Origin of the sequence: Planococcus chinensis (assembly GCF_020071995.1) — a bacterium.
Lineage (GTDB): Bacteria > Bacillota > Bacilli > Bacillales_A > Planococcaceae > Planococcus > Planococcus chinensis_A.
On sequence record NZ_JABWTK010000002.1, the window covers coordinates 292,328 to 316,412 of the forward strand.

The window sequence follows — 24,085 nt, forward strand, 5'->3', positions numbered from 1 at the left end:
GCTTCAATTCATTGTACCAAACAACTGAAGGCTCCGGCACTTCTTTTTGAGTTAATTGAAAGCTGCACCCAGCTGCGCCAAAATATCTTCTGTTCCTTCTATGCCAGCCGACAGCCGGACTACTTGGCGAGTCACGCCGATTTTTTCTTTTTCTTCTTCTGATAATGCGCGATGGGAAGTTCCGTAAGGATAGGAGACGGTTGTTTCAACTCCCGCCAAAGTCGGGACAATCTGAATCCAGCCGAGCGATGAGAAAAACTTGGAGACATCCACAGATTCGGGAAGAGCAAATGTCACAATGGCCCCTTTTCCAGGGTACCAGACTCGTGCTTTGTCTTTTAGGAATTCTGCAATCGCCTGGGCATTGGCCGTTTGGGCTTTCATGCGGAGCGCTAGGGTTTTTATGCCGCGCAGTGTCAGCCAAGCTTCAAATGGGCTGAGGTTCATGCCCATGTTGACGATGCGATTTGCAGCAAGGGCAATCAGCTCCTTGTCTCCTGCAAGAACGCCGGCCGTCACATCACTATGCCCGCCCAAATACTTCGTGGCGCTATGGGCGACAAGGTCAGCTCCCAATTCGAAAGGACGAACGGCATAAGGTGTTGCAAACGTATTGTCGATCATCACTTTAACGCCGTAACGCTTTTTAAGCTGGACCAGAACTTCAATATCTTCTACACGCAAAAACGGATTGGTGATGGATTCGCTGAACAATAGCTTTACCTCTGGAAAATCAATCAAGTTCTTCTCAATTTCACTGATGTTGGAGAAGTCTACAAAATGGACGCCAATGCCTAAGCGGACCACTTCTTCCTTCAGCAAATGAAAAGTTCCGCCATATACATCCTGGGCAGCGAGGACATGATCGCCCGCTTGCACGACCGCCAAAATGCCGGCGAGGATTGCAGACATGCCGGATGAAGCTGCGACGCCTTTTGGAGCTCCTTCCAAATTCGCCACCGTTTCCCCAAGGGCATCGGTATTCGGATTGGCCGTACGTGAATAAAGATACGTCCCATTGCCTTCATAATACCCTTCAAGCTCTTCGAGTGAAGAGAACGAAAAAGCTGAGGTTTGATACAGCGGCATAACTTTTGGATGAATCGTCCGTTCTCCTGCTTTCGCAGTGTGCACTGTTTTCGTTTCCATCATATCCATTGTTCCAGCCCCTTAATCGATATTTGCAATCAGTTCTTCGATCATTGTTTCGTTCATTGGACCAACAATTTTGTTTTGCACCCGGCCATCCGTATCAAGGATATAACTGGTCGGAATCGTCACTGTCTGATAGATGGATCCAATCTCGCCTTCTTTATCCATGGGAATCGGAAATGTCAGCCCATACTCGTTTACAAATGTTTCGACTTTATCCAGCCCCCGGTCTTCAGTCGTCAAATTGACAGCCAGGATTTCAACATTCTCCTGGTCTGCCTGTTCTTCAAAGTAGTCTTGCATATGCGGCATTTCTGCACGGCAAGGAGGGCACCAAGTTGCCCAGAAATTCAAAATCACTTTCTTCCCCTGGTAATCGGACAGTTTAACCGCTTTGCCGTCCAAAGTAGTCAGTTCAAAATCAGGAGCTACTTCCCCTTTGGCCAATCCTTCCTTCGTGGCCAGAAAATCGACATCGCTGCCTAAAGCAATATTATCAAATTCAGTTGTATTTTCAATGTTATTTTTTACAATGCCAACTACGACAATGCTGATCATTGCAGCAATTACCAGCAAGCCAATCCACTTTTTCGGCATAGCCCATTCACCTCATTCATCCTTCATCATACGATAAAACCCAATCATTATGCCACTGCTGCAGAGATTTAATCATGGCTTTTATGTGAAAGTGGTTCTTGTGCATCCGAACAAAAAACAGCCGGCATCATAAGCGATGCCGGCTGAAAAGATGACCCCGCTTTAGCGGGCAGCAGAAGATGAATCCTCAGCTGATTAAAACTTGTTTTATAGAGAAATATAGTTTGCAGGGTTAACTGCATTTGTACGTCCGCCATTCCATGGGCCTACATGAATTTCAAAATGCAAGTGAGATCCGAACGAACGGCCTGTGTTCCCCATTTTACCAACGCTTTGCCCTTGGGTTACCGATTGCCCGACTCCAACACCGATTGAGCTCAAGTGAGCGTAAACCGTTGCATGTGTCTGTCCGTTGATGGAATGGGTAAGAATGACAACATTCCCATACCCGCCCATTGAACCGGCATAAGATACATATCCGCCTGCAGCTGCCATAACGTTTGTTCCTACGCTATTGGCGATATCCACGCCTTGGTGGAATTCCTGTCCGGCGCCAATATCACGCCAGCCGAATTTCGATGTATACCGGCCGGAAGTCGGACGGATAAAGTTTGAGCTCACTGCCTGCTTAACAGCAGGAGCTGAGTAAGTAGATGCCTGTTTAGGAGCCGGTGCGGAAGCTGCTGAAGAGCTTGACGATGCTGAAGTCTTCGCTCTTGCTGCTGCAGCTTCTGCTGCCGCTCTTTCTTCAGCCGCTTGGCGTGCCGCTGCTTCTGCAGCTGCTTTTTCCTGTGCGGCTCTTTCAGCTGCCAATTTGCGCTGGCGTTCTTCTTCCGCTTTACGGGCAAGCTCAGCCAAACGTTCTTGCTCAGCCATAATTTGCTGTTCCAGTTCAGCCGTCACGTCAATTGCTTCTTCGCGCTGCTGGACCATATTGGCCTTTTCAGATGCTAAACGTTTTTGTTCAGCCTGCAAGTCTTTAACCAGGCCAGCCTGTTGTGCTTTTTGGCCATCAAGAGAAGCTTTCAGCTTACCAAGCTCAGCGCGGCGGTTTTCCTGCTCTGCCAATTTGGTTTCAACTTGGGCTTTTTGCTTTGCAAGAAGCTCTTTATCTGCGGCTTGTTCGCGCATGATTTCACGGTCTGCATCGATCAATGTGTTAACTGCTGAAAAACGGTCGATAAAATCAACAAAGCTGTTTGCGCCAAGCAAGACATCTATGTAATCCACGGATCCGCCGCTCAATTGAATCGCACGTGCGCGTTCCTGCAACAAAGCGGTTCTTTCATCAATTTTGCGCTGCAGTTCTTCAATCGAAGCCCGCAATTCTTCTATTTCACCTTTTGTTTGTTCAATATCGCCTTCAACGCTTGCAATCTTCGCTTTTGTTTCATCGATTTTTGCATTCAATTCGTTGATTTGCGCCATGATTTTTTCTAAAGTGGATTGATTTTCAGCCATTTCATTATTTTTCTGGCTAATGCCGGAATTCAATTCACTTTGTTGTTGCTGTGCTTCCTGCTTTTTTTGTTCAAGTTCACTTAGCTTATCCGCACTGGCTGTCGGTACTAAAACCGACAACGCTAGTACAGAAGATAAACCAGTCAACATCCATTTCGACTTTGGCTTCGACGTCAAGTTCGTGTTCCCCTTTCGGATTTACGTTCTTATCTATCTCTAGTTCTGTGTTTTGGATTCTTGTTGTCTGTTCTCAGCGATCTTAAACGCGCAAGAATTTCCGGATGGACATAAAGCTGCCCCAAATACCGATAAAGACACCCATTACTAAGATCAATGCACTCACTTGGTAAACAAGTGGAGTGAAATCCAGTATCTGGACAAGTTCGCCGCTTAGTTTCGGCTGCGTAAATTCAGTAATATTGTAATACAATGCGGCAACTAAACCGATTGGAATGATGGAACCCAATAAGCCGAGCCACATGCCTTCTAATATGAATGGAATGCGGACAAACCAGTTTGTCGCTCCCACTAGTTTCATAATTTCGATTTCGCGCCGTCTCGCAACAATCGTAATGCGGATCGTGTTTGAAATAAGGAACATTGCTGTAAATAGCAATGCGAGGATCAAGACCAATCCTACATTGCGGCCTGTATTCAAAAACTTGAATAGTTTTTGAATCTTGCCTTCGCCATATTCCACATTTTGAATATTTCCGATTTTCGCTATTTCCGCAGCAACATTCTCTGTTTGCTGTGGGTCACTCGCTTTTACATAAAAAACATCGAACAAGGGATTGCTTTGTTCGAATAAGCTGAGCTCGTCCCCAAAATCAAGGACCAAGTCTGTTAACTCTTCTTCTTTAGTGGAAAAATCGACTGATTCAACCCCTGGCATATCTGTAATAATTCTTTCTATATGCTTAGTCCCTGTTTCATCCGCTTCGAGAGAAACAAAAACTTTGATTTCTACATCATTTTCTAAATCCTCGGCCACTTTGTTCAAGTTCATCATGATCATCACGAACACGCCAACAAGCAGCAATGTCACAGTTACAGCACTGACGGATGCAAATGTCATCCAGCCGTTTCGCCCTAAACTCTTTAAACTTTCACGAAAATGGCGCCCTAATGTTCTAGGCTTCATAGCCGTAGTCACCTCCGGCCACATCACGTACAATTAATCCGCCTTCAATGGCAATAACCCGATGTCTCAATGTATTAACAATCTCACGGTTATGGGTTGCCATTAAAATGGTTGTTCCGCTTGCGTTGATTTGTTCAAACAAATTCATAATATCCAGCGACGTTTCAGGATCCAAGTTCCCCGTAGGCTCATCGGCAATGACCACTTTCGGCCGGTTGACGATTGAGCGGGCAATTGATACCCGTTGTTGTTCCCCACCCGACAATTCCGTCGGGAACATTCTTGCTTTATGTTTCAATCCCACCATATCGAGCACCTTCATAACGCGCTCACGGATTTGGGAAGGAGATTCTTCAATAACTTCAAGAGCAAATGCTACGTTTTCATAGACATTTAGTCTCGGCAGCAATTTGAAATCTTGGAATACAACACCGATTTGCCGGCGAAGCAACGGTACTTTTTTGTTTTTTAATGTAGCAATATCAATGCCGTCCACTAGCATTTGGCCTGAGGTTGGACGTTCTTCGCGATACATCATTTTGATGAAAGTCGACTTCCCTGCTCCACTCGGACCTACTACATATACGAATTCGCCTTGCTCGATTTCAACGTTCATTCCGTTGAGAGCAACGATGCCATTCGGATATTTTTTGTAGACATTCTTCATTTGAATCATTTAATAACCACCTATATTAATTGAGTTTCCCTAAGCTGATATTCGTCTTCAAAAATTCCGGCATGCTCATTATAACATCCTAAACCTATTTTTTTATTACATTTATGTATCAATTGAGTGGTGTTGATGAAATATAATGTTATACAGGCATAAAGTTTTTCCCGTTTCTTCTATTTGTTAAAAATAAGGTATTTTAGACTAATTCATATTGCAAATGGATGCTTAAAAAGCAAAAAAGCAATAAAAAAACCGGCTAAATTAGCCGGTTTACTTTTTCTCTGATAACCATTTTGCTACAGCATCTGCCTCTTCGCCTTCAATTATATCGGGCGGCATAGCTCCCTGGCCGTTGTCAATAACGCCTCTGATTTCCTCTTCAGACAAACGAGAACCAACATCATTCAAAGCTGGGAAGTTGCCCGCACCTTCCAGATTTTCACCATGGCAGGAAATACAGTTTTGCTGAACAACCTGCTCAGGATCGATTGAAGTTTCTGATCCGCTGCTATCAGGTGAATCTGCAGGCGGTTCTGCTGCTTCGTCTCCGCCGCCTCCACATGCACCCAGTACTAATGCAGAACCGAACAATAACGCCATTAATTGCTTTTTCACGTATGGTCCCTCCTCACCTATTTTTGATACATAGTAAAGTATACCAAAGTTACGCCCTTTTAAAACCTTCCCCTAATACTTCCGCTGCATCCGAAACAATTACAAACGCCGAAGAATCTACAGTTTTGACCAATTGCTTTAGACGGGTGAACTCAGTTTGATGGACTACCACCATAATAATCGGCTTTTCGGTTTCAGTATATCCGCCGGTCGCGGTCAATTTTGTGACGCCGCGGTCGATTTCCTCATAAATCGCATCACGCATTTCGACCTGTTTATTGGTGATGATGTAAACCAATTTTGAGCGGCCAAAGCCAACTTGCACCAGGTCAATCGTTTTGGTCGTCAAATACAAGCCAATCAATGCATACAAACCTTTTTCAATATCAAAGACACTGGCGGCGGCAAGAACGATCATGCCGTCAATCAGTGCCACACTCGTTCCTAAAGTAAAACCGGTATATTTCGTAATGATTTGGGCAGCGAGATCCGTACCGCCAGTCGATGCCTGTCCTCTAAATACGATGCCGATTCCGATTCCAACTCCAATGCCGCCAAATATGGCTCCGAGCAGAGGGTTTAGCGTCCACGGTTCCCAGCTCGCTGTCAGGTAAACGACAAATGGCAAAAAGATGGTGCCGACTGCTGTCTTGATTCCAAAATTCCTGCCCAGCAAAATAATGCCCGCGATAAACAAAGGGATATTAAAAGCCCATTGCACAAAAGCAGGCGTCCATCCGAACAAACCTTTTAAAATCGTACTGATTCCACTGACGCCACCCGATGCTACTTCGTTCGGAAGCAAAAATACGTTAAATGCAATTGCCACAATGGCTGAACCGATAAGAATGCTGATATAATCCGCCACTAAATGCAGATAGGGATGCGGCTCCTGCCGATTACGCTGTTTTCTTTTGTTCATAATCTAATTTCCTCTTTCCTTCGTATGTTCACTTGAATCCTGTCAGAGTATAACAGACGGCCAAAGAGTTGTGAACTTCATCTGAATAAAGCAAAAAGCTGTGCCACTTGCCGATATTTCGACAAATGGCACAGCTTTTGCACTTCTGTGAAGTGAAACCAACTATTGCCTGGCTCGGGTTGTTGCTTAAAAGCAGTTATTATTGCATTTTTGAACGGAGCAGCGAATTGATAAATCCATCAATATCGCCGTCCATAACAGCCTGCAAGTTTCCTGTTTCATAATTGGTGCGGTGGTCTTTGACCATTGAATATGGGTGGAAAACGTACGAGCGGATTTGGCTTCCCCAGCCAATTTCTTTTTGCTCTCCACGGATTTCAAGAAGCTGGGCTTCCTGTTCTTCAATCTTTAATGCATACAATTTCGCTTTTAGCATCTGCATCGCTTTTTCACGGTTTTTGATCTGTGACCGTTCCTGCTGGCACGTAACAACAGCACCGGTCGGAAGGTGGGTAATACGGACAGCTGAGTCTGTCGTATTGATGTGCTGGCCGCCGGCGCCGCTTGCCCGGTACGTATCAATTTTCAAATCTTCCGTGCGGATATCGATTTCAATTTCTCCGGTAAATTCCGGCATGACTTCACAAGAAACGAATGACGTATGGCGGCGTCCTGAAGAATCGAACGGCGAAATACGCACAAGGCGATGAACCCCTTTTTCCGCTTTCAAATATCCATATGCGTTGTGGCCTTTGATGCCCAGTGTCACTGATTTAACGCCAGCTTCGTCTCCAGCAAGATAATCCAATGTTTCCACTTTGAATCCGCGCTTTTCAGCCCAGCGTGTATACATGCGAAGCAGCATTGAACACCAGTCCTGTGATTCGGTTCCACCGGCTCCAGGATGCAGTTCCAAAATCGCATTGTTTTTATCATACGGCTCGCTAAGGAGCATTGTTAGTTCATAGTCGCTTAACTCCGACATAAAAGTTTTCATCTCAGAATCGATTTCTTCGTGCAATTCTTCGTCATTTTCTTCACGGAGCAATTCCAGGGTCATTTCCAAGTTTTCCTGCGTCTCCATAAAACGGTGATACGTATTGACGATTTCTTTTAGGCCGTTCAATTCGCTGATAACAGTTTGTGCCGAATCCTGGTCGTTCCAGAATGTCGGGTCAAGCATCATTTCGTCTAATTCCTGAATCCGTGCCTCTTTGTTTTCTAAGTCAAAGAGACCCCCTAAAGTCCGCCAGCTTGCTGGCTGATTTGTCGAGCTCGTTGCGGATGTCTGCTAAATCCATCATTATATGTTTCCTCCTCAAAATAACACCGAAGAGCAGTATGCTCTTCGGTCTTTGTGCTTCCTATCTGTTTAGCTGCTGCCAGCTTTTAAACCTTTGCGGTTACGCCGTGGCAGTTCTTGAATTTTTTGCCGCTGCCGCAAGGGCAAGGGTCGTTGCGGCCAACTGTCATTTCTTTGCGGACAGGCTCTTTTTTCTTCTTCGGAGCAGGTCCGTCCTCTTTCGGATTGAAAGCTTGGCCTTTCGCCACTTCTTCGCGTTCCAAATTGTTGCGGATTTCCGCTTTCATTGCATATTTGGCAACATCGTCTTCGATAGCTTGAACCATGTCTTCAAACATCGCAAATCCTTCATTCTGGTATTCGCGAAGCGGATCATTTTGTGCATATGCACGCAAGTGAACCCCTTGGCGAAGCTGATCCATTGCATCGATATGGTCAATCCATTTTGTATCGATTGATCGCAGCAAAACAACTTTCTCAAACTCGCGCATGCGGTCCGGCGTCATTTCCTGTTCTTTTTCATCATAGCGTTTAATCGCTTCTGCTTTGATGAAATCGATTAATTCTTCCTGCGTTTTCCCTTCAAGATCTGCCAGAGAAATTGCATCTTCAGGAAGCAAGTTCGCTCCGATGACATCCACAAGTGTTTTCAAATGCCAATCTTCGGGCTTTTCCTCAGAAGTGTGGGAATAAACCATGCGTTCGATTGAACCGTTAATCATATTTTCCACTAACGCACGCATATTGTCGGTCTCCAGAACTTCCATACGCTCTTTATAAATGATTTCACGCTGCTGGCGCAGTACGTCATCGTATTGCAATAGGCGTTTCCGGGCATCAAAGTTATTGCCTTCCACGCGTTTTTGTGCGGATTCGACCGAACGCGTCACCATTTTAGACTGCAATGGCTGTGAATCGTCCATGCCGAGTTTCCCCATCATCGCACGCATCGAATCTGATCCGAAACGGCGCATTAAATCATCTTCAAGGGATAGGTAGAATTGCGTAACGCCGGGGTCTCCCTGGCGCCCTGAACGTCCGCGGAGCTGGTTGTCAATCCGGCGGGATTCATGGCGTTCTGTACCCAATACTGCCAAACCGCCGGCTTCCACGACGCCTTCGCCAAGCTTGATGTCAGTTCCGCGCCCTGCCATGTTTGTCGCGATTGTAACTGCGCCTTTTTGGCCGGCATTCAAAATGATTTCAGCTTCATGGGCATGATTTTTTGCATTCAATACGGAATGCTTGATGCCTTTTTTAGACAAGTAATCAGAAATGATTTCAGATGTCTCAATTGCAACCGTACCTACTAAGACCGGCTGCCCTTTGCTGTGGCGCTCGGCGATGTCATCGGCCACCGCTTTGTACTTGCCGGCAATGGAAGCATAAATTAAGTCTACCCGGTCATCACGGATGATCGGCTTGTTTGTCGGAATGGCAATAACATTCATATTGTAAATATTCCGGAACTCTTCTTCTTCCGTTTTTGCTGTACCTGTCATGCCGGAAAGCTTCTCGTACATCCGGAAGAAATTCTGGAAAGTGATCGTCGCCATTGTCATCGACTCGTTTTGGACCTCGAGGCCTTCTTTCGCTTCAATTGCCTGGTGAAGCCCGTCCGAATAGCGGCGGCCTTTCATCAAGCGGCCAGTAAACTGGTCAACGATGATAACTTCTTCGTCCTGGACAACGTAATCCACGTCTTTGTGCATCGTTACATGCGCTTTTAACGATTGGTTGATCGCATGATTTAGGCGAACGTGTTTGATATCGAACAGATTGTCGATGCCGAACGCTTTTTCGACTTTTTCAATGCCGTCTTCCGTCAGCACGACGCCTTTAGTTGTTTCATCGTACGCGTAATCCACATCTTTCATCAACAGGCGCGCAAAGGCATTAGCCTGCACATAAAGCTGGGCTGCTTTCGCTGCTTGCCCTGAAATGATAAGCGGTGTTCGGGCTTCATCGATTAAAATCGAGTCGACTTCATCGATAACGGCAAAATTCAGCGGACGCTGAACCATTTCTTCTTTGTACAGCACCATATTGTCGCGCAAATAATCGAATCCTAGTTCATTGTTCGTGCTGTACGTAATATCGGCAGCATACGCTTCCCGTTTCTCTTCTTTTGTCAAGCTGTTTAAGTTCAAGCCGACAGTAAGACCGAGCCATTCAAACAATTGGCCCATTTCCGTTGCGTCACGGCTTGCCAAGTATTCGTTGACCGTCACGACATGGACGCCTTTTTTCGAGATGGCATTTAAGTATACGGCCATCGTAGACGTTAAGGTTTTCCCTTCCCCTGTCTTCATCTCAGAGATATTGCCTTCGTGCAAAGCGGCAGCCCCCATGATTTGTACGCGGAAAGGATACATTCCAAGAACGCGTTTGGAAGCTTCCCGGATTGTGGCAAAAGCTTCCGGCAGCAAATCATCCAATGATTCACCGTTTGCATGCCGCTCAACAAATTGTTGTGTTCTTGCTTTTAACGCGTCGTCTGAAAGCGCAGCGTATTCCGCAGCCAGCGCTTCCACTCCGTCAGCTGTTTTTTCTAATCGTTTCAAATCCCGTTTATTCGGGTCAAATACCTTATTTAATACTCCAAGCATGTATAACCGCTCCCTGCGTAGTGTCCAGCAGCCTTTTCAACAGCTCCTGAATCGCTTTTGCTATTTATTTTAGCTCTAAGTCTCTTTGAATTATGCAACAACTGCTTTTCACTCCATGGCAAAAATTCTCATTATTCATTTTAACATTGCTGGTAACACGGTGCAAATAAAGAGAAGCTTTATATAAACGCATTCTACTCTCTTTTGGCCGTTCTTGGAAAGCTTTCTGGCTCCCCTGATCTGATTAGTTTGCCATTCGTTTTGGCAAAGGAATAATTCCCTTAATTATGTATGATTTTCAGCCAAAAGAAAAGCCTCTCAATCAAGAGAGGCTTTGCATTATTCTACGCTGGTTTCAATCAAGCCGTACGAACCGTCTTTCCGTTTGTAAACGATGTTGGTCCCGTTTGACTCTGCATCTGTAAATACAAAGAAATTATGCCCAAGCATATTCATCTGCAAAACCGCTTCTTCTTCATCCATCGGCTTCAAATCGAATTGCTTGGTGCGCACGATTTTGATGTCATCATCTTCACTATATTCATCATCGGCATCCCCGGTATCGTAAGCAGGGTTTGGCACTTGGTCTGCTGCGGCAAATGCCATTCCGATGCCTTCACGATCGCGGAATTTCCGGTTGATTTTCGTTTTATATTTACGGATTTGCCGTTCCAATTTCCCAACGATCAAATCGACTGCTGCATATAATTCATCATGCCGCTCTTCTGCACGCAATACAAGGTTTTTCATAGGAATCGTTACTTCCACTTTTGTTTGGCTGTGGTTGATTGCCTTTAAGTTGACCATTGCAGTTGCATTCGTTCCTTCGGGAAAGTACCGTTCAATTTTATCGACTTTCTTTTCGATAAACTCACGGATTGCGGGAGTTACTTCAATGTTATCGCCTTTGATATTAAATTGTAGCATATTAACTCCTCCTTCTTTTGTACCTGCTATACATTTCTATATCTTCCCTTATCTCTCCTGCTTAAAACGCGAAAAGTTTTGAGTTCGTGAAATTCAGGTAAAGAAAGTGACAAGGAGATGAAGAAAATGCTAACAAATAAAACAGTTATTGTTACTGGTGCTGCGCAAGGCATCGGACACAGCATCGCTCAGCTTTTCAAGAACGAAGGAGCACGCGTCATTGGACTGGACATTGAGGAAGTGGACATCGATGGAGTGGAGTACCGGAAATGCGACGTAGGAAATTTCGAAGAAGTGATTGAGGTTTTCTCCGGCATCCACAAAGATTACGGCGCTATTCATATTCTCATCAACAACGCCGGATTATCAGAATTCAAATCGATTTGGGAAGTTGACGAGCAAGAATGGGACCGTATCTTAAACACCAATCTAAAAAGCGTCTTTATCTGCAGCCGGGAAGCGGCCAGGTATATGACCGAAGACATCCGGTCGATTGTTAATATGGCTTCTACCCGTGCGTTCATGTCAGAACCAAATACCGAAACCTATTCGGCTTCCAAAGGCGGCATTTATGCATTGACCCATTCACTCGCTGCCACGTTAAGCGAAAAAGGCATTCGGGTCAACGCCATCGCACCCGGATGGATCCATACCGGTTCTGAGGAATTGCGCGGCATTGACCATGCCCAACATTGGAGCGGCCGGGTCGGCAATGGCGAAGACATCGCCCGAGCCTGCCTGTTTTTATGCGATCCACGGAATTCATTCATCACAGGCGAATGCTTGAACATCGACGGAGGCATGACAAGAAAAATGATCTATGAACACTAGAAAAGCGGAAGCGCCTGTCCAGTCCCGACAAGCGCTGGAGGATTTGAAAGCCATGGCGCTTTACAGCCATGGATTCAAAGCCGAAGCGACCTCGAGGGGCTAGGCGCTGCAACTGGACACTAGAAAAGCGGAAGCGCCTGTCCAGCCCCGACAAGCGCTGGAAACACAACTTAACATAAAAGCCTGCCGGAGGTCCGGCAGGCTTTAAATAATGGCTATTCGGGCTTTAATTTCTTCTGCAATCAGCATTTCTTTTGCTGAATCTGCAAAATACTCCACTCCATAAACCCACCCATTTGGAATTGCAGACTTCCACACCAATTCTCCACTTGCAGCAATATTTTCGTGATTGATCTTAAAAAAGAATTTAACAGCCACTGCCCCTACAGGCAATTCATGTTCAGAAAAAATTTTGGCTCCGCCTGGAGAAACATCCAGAAGCAAGCCAAAGATACGGCGCTGAACTTCATTTTCCCGCTGAATTTCCAAACGGATTTCAGGCGGTTTTCCAAAACTATAGCGATAACTTTCCATTCGATCCTGAAACATTGGACCGCTCTCCTTTCGCAGTAAAATTTCAGGCTAGCCCCGAATCAATGTCCATGTGTGGATTTCCTCAGCACCGGCATTTTTCAAAGTTTTGGCAGCCTGGCGCAAAGTTGTTCCCGTCGTATAAAGGTCATCGACTAAGAGAATTTTTTTCGGCACGGTTTCACCATTCCAAGCAAATAAATTTTCAACAGCCATTCGTTCTTTTTTGGACTTGGTGCCTTGTGTGGAGTCGCTTTTAATAAGGAAATGCTGATAGTTTATTTCTGCAGCATCCAGCAGCCGGTCCACTTGCGGAAAGGTCCGCTCCATTAATTTACTTGCATGCATTGGGATCGGTACGACTACGCCTCTTGGTTTTCGGAGTGACCGCTTCACCTCTTCAGCAAATACTTTCGAGAGTTCGACATCCTGCAGAAACTTGTAGCGATGCAAGAATGTTTTCATGGCTTCGGTATACTGGTATAAACTAGTGCCTGATGCGATATTCCCACCGTATTCAGTGGTTTCCCAATAGCTGCAATCTGTACATAATACGCTTCCAGGCAGGCTGCAAATGCTGCATCTTGGACCGTGGATCTCAACAAATTCCGCTTTGCACTTTTTGCAGACTGATTCTTGCCTGTTCCGCAATAGGAGACCTTGCCAAGTCGGGCTATAGACAACGGTTGCATCACAGAGCAAACATTTCATAGGCGGCTCCTCGCATTATAGGAAATGATCCTTTTTCTGGCTTTATCCATTTCTCTTGCAATGCCGTCATGGAAAAACAGCACGTCCCCTTCCGGCTGCTCGCTCGATCTTCCGGCGCGACCTGAAATTTGAATCAACGCAGAAGCGTCGAATATCCGGTCGTCTGCTCCGACTACAGCCACTTGAACATTTGGAATGGTAATTCCACGCTCCAGAATGGTCGAAGTCAATAACCCTGGAATTTCGCCTGTTCGCAGTTGCATCACTTTTTCTTTTCGGAGCGGATCCTGGGAGTGCACCGCTTCAATGCGCGGATCTAATTTTTGAAAAAGAGTGATGCTTTGGTCAATCAGTTCAATCGTCGGCAAAAACAACAAAAAAGGTTCTTGTTTCCATATCTTTTCCTTTATCCAGACTGCCAATTTGTTGGGGATCTTATTTTTCAACAAGCTTTTTTTGTAGTTCCAAAGCGGCTCAAAGCTTGGCACCGGCAAATCATAGCCATGGAAACGCCTGAAGATTTCGGAGCGGTCAGGAACTTTCTCCAGCAGCCTTTCTGAAGGTGTTGCTGAAACATAAACAACTGGTGCCGTTTCTTTTTTCGCCTTCATGACGGCCCGTTCGAGAGACGCATCATATGAATACGGAAATGCATCCGCTTCGTCGACAATCATCACATCGAACGCATCCTGAAAACGATAAAGCTGGTGGGTGGTCGCAATGACAATGTCGGCGAATCCCGCTTCGAACGGAGCTCCCCCATATAAAGTATGGACAATTGTATCGGGAAAGACCCTCTTGATGCGGGGCGATAATTCCAGTACGACGTCCGTCCGTGGAGCGGCAACGCACACACGATGCCCTTTTTGCAGGGCTTCAAAAATAGGCATAAACAATAATTCTGTTTTTCCGGCTCCGCAAACAGCGTATACGAGGTGTGATTTGTTTTGCTTCAGGCTTCTTGACACTTCACTTGACGCACGTTCCTGAAGGCTGGTTAGGGTGCCTGTCCAGGCGAATGAATGATTTTTCTGAGGAGATTGTGTTGGGTGCTTCCAAGTTATGAGCTCAGTGCAGGAACTGATGCGGCCCATGTTGATGCAATGCCGGCAGTAATAGCAGTCGCCTTCGCATTTGGAGCAATAAAATGAAATGATTTTTTGCGGGGAGGTTTCCAGGCAGCGGGCGCAAGCGCGGTTTTCTCCAATGCCTTTGCTGACGGCGATCAAGCCGTTGGAAATGTGTTCATCAATTAAGTCTTTTGAAAAGGGAGTGAAATTCCGCAGCCAAATTCGGCCCGTTAAAAATTCCTCCAATTCTTTCATCTGCATCTTCCTTCCGAGAAGTCGGGGGTCTGGATTGGTTATTTCTTTACCCAACCCAAACCCATTGAACCTTCTCCTAAATGTGTACCAATAACCGGTCCAAAATACGAAATGGTGAAATCGACGCCGGGACATAAAATTTCAAGTTCTTCCTGCCATTTTTTTGCTTCTTCCGGCCGATTCGCATGAATAATGGCGGCTTCGATTGCCTCTCCGGAAGCTGCATCTTCTTGAAGCATTCCCGCAATGCGATTCATCGCTTTTTTTCGAGTCCGGATTTTTTCAAACGGAACAATCATTTTGTTTTCGAAATGCAAAAGCGGTTTAATTTGAAGCATTCCGCCGACGATTGCCTGCGTATTGGAGAGCCTTCCGCCTCTGCTTAAATGCTTTAAATCTTCAACCATGAAATAAGAACGCATATTTTTTTTCATTTTATGGAGTTCCTCCATAATCGTTGCAGCGTCCGCTCCTGCATTCGCCATATCTGCAGCTCTCAAAGCATAGAACCCCTGCATATAACATGAAACTTCCGAGTCAAAGCTATGTACACTTGCTTCTTCCACCATTTCATTGGCCTGCTGCGATCCAGCGTAGGTTCCACTGATGCCGCTCGATAAATGAATCGAAACAATTTCATCATGCTCCCGTGCAAGTTCCGTGTATAAATTCACGAATTCTCCTAATGGCGGCTGTGAAGTTTTCGGGAATTCTTCTTTCGCTTTTTTATAGAATTCGTCTACATGCAAGTTTACTTCTTCTGCAAAAGATTCATTTTTGAAAGTCACTTGAAGCGGGATCATGCGAATGTTTTTTTCTTTCCGGAGTTCTTCCGGCAGATAAGCCGTGCTATCTGTAACAATTGCTGTTTTCATATTAAATCAGCCTCCATTGCCAGTTTACCAAAAAGAAAACCCAATAGACATATAAAAAAACTTTCTGGAAAATCTTCCAGAAAGTTTCACTTCATGCATATTGCTCCAGCGAGTTTTTGAAATTGCACTTATTGCTCCGAACTTACCCGAAATTAGATTTTTTACTGATTCCCAATAAAATGCAAGCTGCTGACGCGCCACTCATTTCCCTCTTTTTTAAAGACGACTACTTGGCGTCCGGATTGTTCGGTGGCTTTTTCGGAATTCGGGTCTTTCACAGTCACGATATTTGTCGCATACACTTCAGCTCTGTTTTCTTCATACTTTACGATGGTTTCATCGCTTGTTTTGTATGTCGTATCATAAGTAGCGAAAGTGTCCTCCAATGCCTTTCGGTCTTCTTCCCGGTCAAAGCCTTCGGGATTTTCCGAAATGACGTTCATGTACCGGTTCAAGTCTTCCGCATTAAAAGCTTCAATATATTCCTGGTAAGCCGCTAGAATAGCAGTTGCCTCTTCTTTGGGCACATCCGCTTGAATAACCTTCCCATCGTCTCCCAATGTAAAGCCCACTTCTTTATCTTCCATCCCATGGTCGACCGCATTGTTTTCATTCGCTGAATTGCCGTCATCCGCTGTATTCTGATTTCCTGTGGCCTCTTCTGAATTGGAACATGCAGCCAGTGTAAGCATTAAAGCTAGAACGATCATTATTTTTTTCATCAGGCATACCTCCTGCGGTTCATTTTGACATAGCGGATCTTGAAATACAATGAAGAAACTGTGTCGAATTCCTTACACCAAAAAGGCCTGCAGCAAGCTGCAGGCCTTTTTAAAAGTAATTCACTTATCTTACTTCCACCCAGCCGTTTTTAATCGCTGTCACGACTGCTTGAGTACGGTCATTCACTTGCATTTTCTGCAAGATGCTCGAAACATGGTTTTTAACCGTTTTTTCAGAGATAAACAGAGTTTCACCGATTACCCGGTTGCTTTGGCCATCCGTCAATAATTGAAGGACTTCGCTTTCGCGTTTTGTCAGCAAATGATAAGGACGGCGGATTTCCGTTTGGTGGAACGACCCTTTGTTTTCGCGTTCGCTTAATCTGCGGAACTCCATTACCAGATTGCGGGTAACTTTCGGATGCAGATAAGAACCGCCTTTTGCCACGACTTTAATTGCTTGGATAATCGCTTCTGCGTCCATTTCTTTCAGCATGTAGCCAAGCGCTCCGGTTTTCAAAGCATGGGTAACATAAGATTCATCATCGTGAATTGACAGCATAATGACTTTGGCATCCGGATATTTCTCCATTAATTCACCCGTAGCCTCTACGCCATTTTTTTGTGGCATATTGATATCCATCAATACCACATCAGGGCGATGCTCTTCATATAATTTCGTCACTTCTGTGCCGTCTCCGCCTTCTGCGACAACTTCAAACGAATCTTCAAAGTCGAGAATTCGTTTAACCCCTTCGCGGAATAGCTGGTGATCGTCAATAATAATAATTTTCGTCATTATGTTGTCCTCCTCAAATACCTTATCTTATCCATCAGTTTTCAACGGGATTTGAAACATCAACACTGTTCCGTTACCCAGAGAAGAGTTTATGTAAAAATCGCCGTCTACTAAATCAATGCGTTCTTTCATTCCGATCAAGCCGAATGATTGGTTCTTTACAATGCTCTGGTCGAACCCTGAGCCGTTGTCTTTCACCACTAAGGTGACGTGGTCTTTTAGCCATTCCACATTCACTTCTATGGATGAAGCTTTGCCATGCCGGATGGCATTTGAAACGGCTTCCTGCACCAATCTAAAAATAGATGTCTCGTAATTCCCAGGCAGCCTGACTTCTTTTCCGCTTGTATGGAATAGCAGCCGCGTGCCTTGGTTATAATCTTCGATTGTTTCCAGATATTTTTTCAGAGTCGGCACAAGCCCCAAATCATCAAGAGCCATCGGACGCAAATCGTAAATAATTCTTCTTACTTCGGTAAGCGCATCCCGAACCATTTCTTTTAACGAAGATATTTCCTTAAAAGCCGGTTCCGGCCCTTTTTCTCTGTAAGTTCTCTCAATCAAATCCGATCGAAGCAGAACGTTTGCCATCATCTGGGCAGGCCCGTCGTGAATTTCCCGGGACAGCCGTTTCCGCTCTTCTTCTTGCGCTTCAATAATACGCAAGCTATAATCTTGCTTTAGCTTCACGCTGTCAATCGCTTCCCCGATTTCAGGATGGTCTGAAGCCAGATAGTTGATTGTGACATTTAAACGATTGACATGATGCTCTGCCTGTTCAATCGTCTGCAGCAGTGTTTGCAGCCTGCGCTGCAGCCGGTCCCTTTTTTGGCGGTACTGTTTTTCTTCAGAACGGTTCACAGACAATTGAACTTGCAATTCATTTGCTTGTTCGTATGCCTGCCTAACCTCGATTTCCGAAAATGAATTAAAAAACTTAGACACTTCAGCGAGACGTCTCCGGGCTGCCCGGGTTTTTTCTTCAAGCAGGTCTCCGGCTTTTATGACACGGGTAATATTTGTTCGCACATCTTCAAGTTCGTCTTTCATATCTTCATAACTTTGGCGACTTTTTTCACTGATGACGAAAATATCCTGCTTTGAACTTTCCATTTTCTCCAGCACTTCATTAAAAATGGAATCTAACGCTTTCATATCGAATTTTTTAGCCATTTTAAAACCGCCTTAGCTATACTTAACTGTATATTAGGGAAAAATCCTTGCACCTTTATGCCTGTCACAGCTTACACAAGTATAACACTTTATAAGGAAAGCCGTATTAAAAACACATTACAAATTATCTGATTATATTCTACACTAGGGGGAGCCAAAATGCGAGAAAATTACAAAACTATCGGTGAATTAACAGAATGTGAAATTATTATACAAAAATCACGTTTTATCGGCTATGCCAAGCGGGCAGAAACCGAAAAAGAAGCTCTGGATTTTATTGAATCGATTAAAGCAAAACACCGCTCTGCCAATCATAATTGCTCCGCCTATTTAATAGGAGAACATGATTCGATCCAAAAAGCGAATGACGACGGAGAACCAAGCGGCACTGCCGGTTTTCCTATGCTGGAAGTATTAAAAAAGCAAGGATTAAAAGATGCAGTTGTTGTAGTTACCCGCTACTTCGGCGGCATTAAACTTGGAGGCGGCGGTTTAATCCGGGCATACGGCAAAACAACGACAGAAGCAATTGCCGCATCAGGCGTGGTTGAACGTCGGCTCCATTATTTGATGAAAGTGACAATCGATTACAACTGGCTGGGGAAAGTGGAAAACGAAGTCCGCAATTCTGACTACCCATTAAAAGACATTCAGTATACGGATGGGGTCTCTCTTTTAATTTATGTACCAAGAGATAAAAAAGAAGTTTTTACAGGCTGGATCAACGAAATGACCAACGGGCAAGCTGCAATTGAGAGCTTGGAAAGCGAATTTCTGGAATTCAAAATTGAGTAATCATTTTCATTTACGAATTTCCTGTCTCACTGTATAATAGACAGAACCAAAGTAACCATATACGAAAGTCCTACAGAATTTCACTGATATATTTGAAAGTTTGGATGAAGCCAATTGACTATTCGGTTAGCCCATTCCGAAATAGAGGAGCCATAACAATGAAACGTAAAAATTACCGAAAGAAAAAGTCGAGAAGGCTGGCTGTTAAAATTGCTGCTATAGCGGTAGTTTCGCTTATTGTCTGCGGCTCTGCCTTTGGGATTTATTTATGGAAAAAAGCGGAGTTGGCGGCCGACCGGTCGTTTGAAACAGCGGGTGACCGAGAAATGTCGGATTTGCGAGATGAACAAGTTGAACCGTTGCACGATAATGTTTCCATTCTTTTCATCGGTGTAGATGACAGCGAAAAGCGAAGCCAAAGTACTGATAACATCAGATCAGATGCATTGGTGCTTGCTACTTTAAATAATGCGGACAAATCGATTAAATTAGTGAGTATTCCTCGCGATACGTATACTTACATCCCTGATGCTGGATATGAAGATAAAATTACACATGCTTATGCCTATAATGGTCCGAGTTCAACGATTGAAAGTGTGGAAGAACTCTTAAATGTTCCCGTCGACTATTACGTGCGTATGAATTTTGATGCTTTTATTGACGTAGTGAACGCACTTGATGGCATCGATGTGAATGTTCCGTATGATTTTAAAGAACAGGACGAAAACGATAAAAAAGATGCAATTTCTTTAGAACAGGGTTATCAGACATTAAATGGCAGTGAGGCACTCGCGTTGGCCAGAACTCGTCACTACGACAATGATATTGAACGCGGCAAACGGCAGCAAATGATTATTGAAAGCATTATGAACAAAATATTATCTACTTCTTCCTTCTCAAAATACGATGATGTGATTGATGCAATTGGCGATAATATGAAAACTGATTTAACTTTTAAAGATATGCAGTCATTTTTCAATTATGCTAAGGGCGGCAAACCGGATGTAGACACACTGACGTTAACTGGCTACGATGATATGAGCACTGGTGTTTATTATTGGCAGCTTGATGAAGAATCATTAGCAGAAGTGCAGGATATCTTAAAAAGCCATTTAGGCCTGCAGCCTGACACTTCAACATTATCAGACAGCAGTGAAACAGACATAGCCGTCGAACAATAACTGAAGATGAAATCGAATAAACCGCAGCTTTGCTGCGGTTTTTATTATGCACAAAAATAAAAGGATCGAACGTTAAGCAGTACGCTTTTCGTTCGACCCTTTTATTTTCCAAAAAATTTCACAAAGTTAATGAGCGGACGATAGTTCTTCCCTGCCAAGCCCACAACTTCCACAAACAATTCGATAGTAATCAGCATAACACTAATGAGCAAAATCCCGCCCCAAAGTGTCGCTTGGGAGAATAACAGCGCTGCTAGCCCAAACAAAGCAGCTATCCCATAAATAATCAGTACAGTCTGACGATGGGAGAATCCAATATTTAATAAGCAGTGGTGTAAGTGTGATTTGTCAGCTGCTGAAATTGACTGTTTCTCGCGCACTCTGCGGACAATCGCAAAAAACGTATCCGAAATCGGAACTCCCAGCATAATAATCGGAATGATCAACGCTACTACGGTAACGTTTTTGAAACCCATGAGAGCGAGGACCGAAATCATAAACCCTAAGAACAAAGCTCCGGTATCGCCCATGAATATTTTGGCTGGATGGAAATTGTAAAATAAGAATCCCATAGAACTTGCAGCAAGTATTGCCGCCGATGCCAGTACAAAAGGATCTCCCATTATAAAGGCCATAATAGCCAATGTGATTAAAGCGATGGTTGACACTCCTGCTGCCAAGCCGTCTAGTCCGTCAATCAGGTTAATGGCATTTGTGATTCCGATAATCCATATAATGGTCAAAGGAATACTGAAGTACCCGAAATCCAATTCGCCGCCAAAAGGCAAGTTGATGTAGGAAATTTCCAGTCCTCCGCCGATTACAACAATCGCAGCAGCAATAAATTGCCCAAGCAATTTTGCCTTAGCTGTTATTTCGTACATATCATCTAAAAATCCGGTAGCTGTTATTAGCAACGCTCCAATTAATATCGCTGTTGAAATCGGGATAAATGCCGGTTCTACAGCATTAGAAATTGATTCTTCCGGCAAAAAGATAAAATAGCCGATTATAAAAGAACCGAATATGGCTAAACCACCCAGACGCGGCATTATTCTCGCATGAACTTTTCGATAATTTGGACGGTCAACTGCTCCTATCCGAAATGCTAACCGTTTAACAATCGGAGTCAGAACTATTGAAGCAATAAATGCTATAACCAAAGTTAGGTAAAGCATGTCTTTCCTCCTTATGACTTCTAAGTCTATAAATATATCCATGATAATAATAGCATGCCCTCTGAAAAAAACATACTTATGTATTAAAATTTCCTATTATAGCATTGGACGCATTTAGGAATGGAAAGGTTTCAAGCAATAGAAATGGGCGCTTGGCCATTGAGACAAATCCTCTTTTTCTAAGTATTCCCACTTTCATGCTTTCTAATCCCTCCATGCGGCTCTTGTACAAAATCTGGCATCAGCCAGCCCAATTGCCATCCTACTTTTTCGAATGGTATTATTTAAGGTTTTTGATAAATTTGAAGCAATACAAAACCTTTCCTGACTTGTACAATGTTTTTTCTTTCAGCATACTTTTTCTTCTCGCAGGTCAGTTTAAAGATAAGCCCACTTACAAAATAATTCTATCCAAACAATCTGCCTAATTACTATACATATTCCTATGAAAATCTAAGATAAGTGTTATAATATAACTATAGTTTGAATATTAAAACAATTCTATTTTAGGGGTGCATTCCAAAATGAATGGCAATCTGGAATTTTATGCAAGATTGACTGAATGGACGCCATGGGATGAAGCTGCAGTTTTGAAAATGCAATATGAAAAACGCGCTGAATTGGCTAAATCGATCACTTGTGTAGGATTACTTGTCGACTTGTCCATGGACCAGCATTTTGAGGTGCGAAAAGGAGTCGCGGAAAATCCAAATACACCGCTGACTACTTTAAAGCGCTTGGCAGAACAGGATTTTTGCAGCAGCGTGCAGAATGCTGCACATGAAACATTATCCGCACTTATATAAATTCACATTAGAAAACTTCCAGCGTTGGCCGGAAGTTTTTCTCTGCCCTTTTGCTATGTTTAACTTTCAAGCTAACGGCTATATAGAGAGTAAGACATTAAAACAGGAGGTTTTTGGATGAGCAACAGCGAAAGCATGTCTGATAAATTAAAAGGTGCAGTAAACAAAGGCAAAGGCGAAATGAAAGATCAAGTCGGCAATGCTACTGGCGACCACAAAAAACAGGCAGAAGGCAAGATGGATAAAGCTAAAGGCGATCTTCAAGACACAATCGGCGATTTAAAAAAGGATAACAAGTAATTTATGAATGAAGGATCCGGCTGCACTGGCAGCCGGATTTTTTTGTTTTAATTAAAGTTTTCTAAAATTCAGGATATCAGGTATAATATGTTCTTGCGCATATTGATTTAAAAAGGAGCATTACGATGCAAAAGAGAACGCTTTCTTTAAGTGAATCCATCACGGTAGGGTTGATGCTTTTTGCACTTTTCCTGGGAGCCGGCAATATCATTTTCCCTCCCTTTCTTGGCCAATTGGCAGGTGACAATATTATTCGGGCTATTATCGGTTTTTTATTGACCGGGGTAGGGCTTCCGCTTCTGGGCATTTTGGCGATAGCAAAAGCCGGCGGGGATTTACAAACGATTGCAGGTCGTGTCCATCCGGTATTTGGCATCATTTTTACTTCTATCGTTTATTTGGCGATCGGTCCGTTTTTCGGCATACCGCGAACTGCAACCGTGTCATTTGAAATTGGAATAGCGCCTTTCCTTCCTTCTACTGCCACTTCATCATTTTGGCCGTTATTTGTTTTTACTATTATATTTTTTACCATTACCGTGTTGTTTTCCATTAATCCATCCAAGCTCGTTGACCGCATCGGTAAAATATTGACGCCTATATTAATTGTGGTAATTGGGTTATTAGCAGTGAAAAGCTTGCTCACTCCTATGGGAGAAATTAAGGAACCCATTGGAAATTATAAAACAGATGCTTTTTTTGAAAGCTTCCTGCAAGGCTACTTGACGATGGATGCAATTGCAGCCCTTGTTTTCGGGATTGTCATCATTGAAGCCATTCGTGCAAAAGGAGTCGAAGACAAAAACAGCATCCTTAAAACGACTGCTTTTGCCGGGATTATTGCTGCGGCGGGATTAGGGCTAGTGTATTTATCATTAAGCTACATAGGTGTAACCAGCGTTGAAGCTGTTGGTTTGCAAGACAACGGCGGAACTATTATAGCCATGGCTTCACGTATTTTGTATGGTGAGGTGGGTGGTCTGATCATCGCCGCCGCTATTCTTTTTGCATGTTTAAGCACTTCCATCGGCTTGGTAGCCGCTACTGCTCAGTTTTCTCATAAGATTTTCCCGCGGCTTTCTTATTTAACTTATGTATTCATTTACGCTGGCTTCAGCACTATTATAGCTAATGCCGGACTGACCCAGCTAATCGCCATTTCCTTGCCGGTCCTACTGGCAATATATCCAATCGCTATTGTTCTCGTGGTTCTGTCATTTTTTGACCGCTTTTTTGACCGAAAACCTTACGTTTATGCAATCGCCCTCTCCTTAACAGCAATTGTCAGCGTATTCGACGGCCTCCGTTCTGCAGGAATTTCCTTCAGCGGCATTGATCAGGCTCTACAATTCCTGCCCTTGCATGAACAAGGAATTGGCTGGATCGCACCGGCCATTGCCGGAACATTGATCGGCGTAGCAATTGCACGAATGAACAAGCATGGAAATTAAAAAA

General features: G+C 44.0%; 24 protein-coding genes. 6 read left to right on the top strand and 18 right to left on the bottom strand.

The window, feature by feature from the left end; genetic code table 11:
- Nucleotides 1-51: 51 nt before the first annotated feature.
- The 10 genes from HU147_RS04520 to hpf form a co-directional block, all read right to left on the bottom strand.
- A complete protein-coding gene (locus HU147_RS04520; RefSeq protein WP_224075106.1) occupies nucleotides 52-1,158 on the bottom strand; it encodes a trans-sulfuration enzyme family protein in 1,107 nt (368 codons plus the stop codon).
- Between the two features lie 12 nt (nucleotides 1,159-1,170).
- Entirely contained in the window at nucleotides 1,171-1,749 is a 579-nt protein-coding gene (locus HU147_RS04525) for a redoxin domain-containing protein (RefSeq protein ID WP_224075107.1), read from the bottom strand.
- A gap of 207 nt (nucleotides 1,750-1,956) precedes the next feature.
- The gene (locus tag HU147_RS04530; protein ID WP_224075299.1) at nucleotides 1,957-3,360 is read right to left on the bottom strand and encodes a murein hydrolase activator EnvC family protein; all 1,404 of its coding nucleotides are present in this window, start codon (nucleotides 3,358-3,360) and stop codon (nucleotides 1,957-1,959) included.
- Between the two features lie 109 nt (nucleotides 3,361-3,469).
- Nucleotides 3,470-4,354, bottom strand: coding sequence for a permease-like cell division protein FtsX (gene ftsX, locus HU147_RS04535; protein ID WP_224075108.1), 885 nt, complete (start codon nucleotides 4,352-4,354; stop codon nucleotides 3,470-3,472).
- The gene (gene ftsE / locus HU147_RS04540) at nucleotides 4,344-5,030 is read right to left on the bottom strand and encodes a cell division ATP-binding protein FtsE (RefSeq protein WP_224075109.1); all 687 of its coding nucleotides are present in this window, start codon (nucleotides 5,028-5,030) and stop codon (nucleotides 4,344-4,346) included. The genes ftsX and ftsE overlap by 11 nt, the downstream gene beginning before the upstream one ends.
- 267 nt (nucleotides 5,031-5,297) lie before the next feature.
- Nucleotides 5,298-5,642 carry a cytochrome c551 gene (gene cccB / locus HU147_RS04545; protein ID WP_036804365.1) on the bottom strand — a complete coding sequence of 115 codons (345 nt, stop codon included), beginning with the start codon at nucleotides 5,640-5,642 and terminating at the stop codon, nucleotides 5,298-5,300.
- 49 nt (nucleotides 5,643-5,691) lie between these two features.
- The gene (locus HU147_RS04550) at nucleotides 5,692-6,564 is read right to left on the bottom strand and encodes a YitT family protein (protein ID WP_224075110.1); all 873 of its coding nucleotides are present in this window, start codon (nucleotides 6,562-6,564) and stop codon (nucleotides 5,692-5,694) included.
- A gap of 199 nt (nucleotides 6,565-6,763) precedes the next feature.
- A protein-coding gene (gene prfB, locus HU147_RS04555) for a peptide chain release factor 2 (RefSeq protein ID WP_224075300.1) occupies nucleotides 6,764-7,865 on the bottom strand; the annotation gives its coding sequence in 2 pieces (ribosomal slippage) (nucleotides 6,764-7,792 and nucleotides 7,794-7,865; 1,101 coding nt in all).
- Between the two features lie 88 nt (nucleotides 7,866-7,953).
- On the bottom strand, nucleotides 7,954-10,476 hold the full coding sequence (gene secA / locus HU147_RS04560) for a preprotein translocase subunit SecA (protein WP_224075111.1): 2,523 nt from the start codon (nucleotides 10,474-10,476) through the stop codon (nucleotides 7,954-7,956).
- A 339-nt stretch (nucleotides 10,477-10,815) separates the two neighbouring features.
- On the bottom strand, nucleotides 10,816-11,403 hold the full coding sequence (hpf, locus tag HU147_RS04565) for a ribosome hibernation-promoting factor, HPF/YfiA family (protein WP_224075112.1): 588 nt from the start codon (nucleotides 11,401-11,403) through the stop codon (nucleotides 10,816-10,818).
- A gap of 126 nt (nucleotides 11,404-11,529) precedes the next feature.
- Between hpf and HU147_RS04570 the strand changes: the two genes are divergently transcribed.
- Entirely contained in the window at nucleotides 11,530-12,234 is a 705-nt protein-coding gene (locus HU147_RS04570; RefSeq protein ID WP_224075113.1) for an SDR family NAD(P)-dependent oxidoreductase, read from the top strand.
- Nucleotides 12,235-12,438: 204 nt separating this feature from the next.
- Here HU147_RS04570 and HU147_RS04575 read toward each other — a convergent pair whose 3' ends face one another.
- The 7 genes from HU147_RS04575 to HU147_RS04605 all read right to left on the bottom strand — a co-directional run bounded on the left by HU147_RS04575 (nucleotide 12,439) and on the right by HU147_RS04605 (nucleotide 18,370).
- A complete protein-coding gene (locus HU147_RS04575; RefSeq protein ID WP_224075114.1) occupies nucleotides 12,439-12,783 on the bottom strand; it encodes a PilZ domain-containing protein in 345 nt (114 codons plus the stop codon).
- A gap of 33 nt (nucleotides 12,784-12,816) precedes the next feature.
- Nucleotides 12,817-13,230, bottom strand: coding sequence for a ComF family protein (locus HU147_RS04580; protein WP_224075115.1), 414 nt, complete (start codon nucleotides 13,228-13,230; stop codon nucleotides 12,817-12,819).
- Nucleotides 13,231-13,472: 242 nt separating this feature from the next.
- Nucleotides 13,473-14,801: a DEAD/DEAH box helicase gene (locus HU147_RS04585; RefSeq protein ID WP_224075116.1), complete on the bottom strand. Its 1,329-nt coding sequence runs from the start codon at nucleotides 14,799-14,801 to the stop codon at nucleotides 13,473-13,475.
- 38 nt (nucleotides 14,802-14,839) lie between these two features.
- Complete coding sequence (locus tag HU147_RS04590; protein WP_224075117.1) at nucleotides 14,840-15,676, bottom strand: DegV family protein; 837 nt, start codon at nucleotides 15,674-15,676, stop codon at nucleotides 14,840-14,842.
- A gap of 161 nt (nucleotides 15,677-15,837) precedes the next feature.
- Nucleotides 15,838-16,398 (bottom strand): YybH family protein, encoded by a 561-nt coding sequence (locus HU147_RS04595; protein ID WP_224075118.1) that lies wholly within the window; start codon nucleotides 16,396-16,398, stop codon nucleotides 15,838-15,840.
- A gap of 124 nt (nucleotides 16,399-16,522) precedes the next feature.
- The gene (locus HU147_RS04600; protein ID WP_036804383.1) at nucleotides 16,523-17,197 is read right to left on the bottom strand and encodes a response regulator; all 675 of its coding nucleotides are present in this window, start codon (nucleotides 17,195-17,197) and stop codon (nucleotides 16,523-16,525) included.
- Nucleotides 17,198-17,224: 27 nt separating this feature from the next.
- Nucleotides 17,225-18,370 (bottom strand): sensor histidine kinase, encoded by a 1,146-nt coding sequence (locus tag HU147_RS04605; protein WP_224075119.1) that lies wholly within the window; start codon nucleotides 18,368-18,370, stop codon nucleotides 17,225-17,227.
- A gap of 159 nt (nucleotides 18,371-18,529) precedes the next feature.
- Between HU147_RS04605 and HU147_RS04610 the strand changes: the two genes are divergently transcribed.
- Nucleotides 18,530-19,165, top strand: coding sequence for a YigZ family protein (locus HU147_RS04610; protein WP_224075120.1), 636 nt, complete (start codon nucleotides 18,530-18,532; stop codon nucleotides 19,163-19,165).
- A gap of 158 nt (nucleotides 19,166-19,323) precedes the next feature.
- Nucleotides 19,324-20,346, top strand: a complete 1,023-nt coding sequence (locus tag HU147_RS04615) for an LCP family protein (RefSeq protein ID WP_224075121.1) — start codon at nucleotides 19,324-19,326, stop codon at nucleotides 20,344-20,346.
- A 101-nt stretch (nucleotides 20,347-20,447) separates the two neighbouring features.
- On the opposite strand, the gene HU147_RS04620 is transcribed toward HU147_RS04615, so the two are convergent.
- Nucleotides 20,448-21,524, bottom strand: a complete 1,077-nt coding sequence (locus HU147_RS04620; protein ID WP_224075122.1) for a glycosyltransferase family 4 protein — start codon at nucleotides 21,522-21,524, stop codon at nucleotides 20,448-20,450.
- 524 nt (nucleotides 21,525-22,048) lie between these two features.
- Here HU147_RS04620 and HU147_RS04625 point away from each other — a divergent pair.
- From HU147_RS04625 to brnQ, 3 genes are all read left to right on the top strand, one after another.
- Nucleotides 22,049-22,330 carry a hypothetical protein gene (locus HU147_RS04625; RefSeq protein WP_224075123.1) on the top strand — a complete coding sequence of 94 codons (282 nt, stop codon included), beginning with the start codon at nucleotides 22,049-22,051 and terminating at the stop codon, nucleotides 22,328-22,330.
- A gap of 117 nt (nucleotides 22,331-22,447) precedes the next feature.
- Entirely contained in the window at nucleotides 22,448-22,630 is a 183-nt protein-coding gene (locus HU147_RS04630) for a CsbD family protein (RefSeq protein WP_224075124.1), read from the top strand.
- 125 nt (nucleotides 22,631-22,755) lie between these two features.
- Nucleotides 22,756-24,081 carry a branched-chain amino acid transport system II carrier protein gene (brnQ, locus tag HU147_RS04635; RefSeq protein WP_224075125.1) on the top strand — a complete coding sequence of 442 codons (1,326 nt, stop codon included), beginning with the start codon at nucleotides 22,756-22,758 and terminating at the stop codon, nucleotides 24,079-24,081.
- Nucleotides 24,082-24,085: the final 4 nt, after the last annotated feature.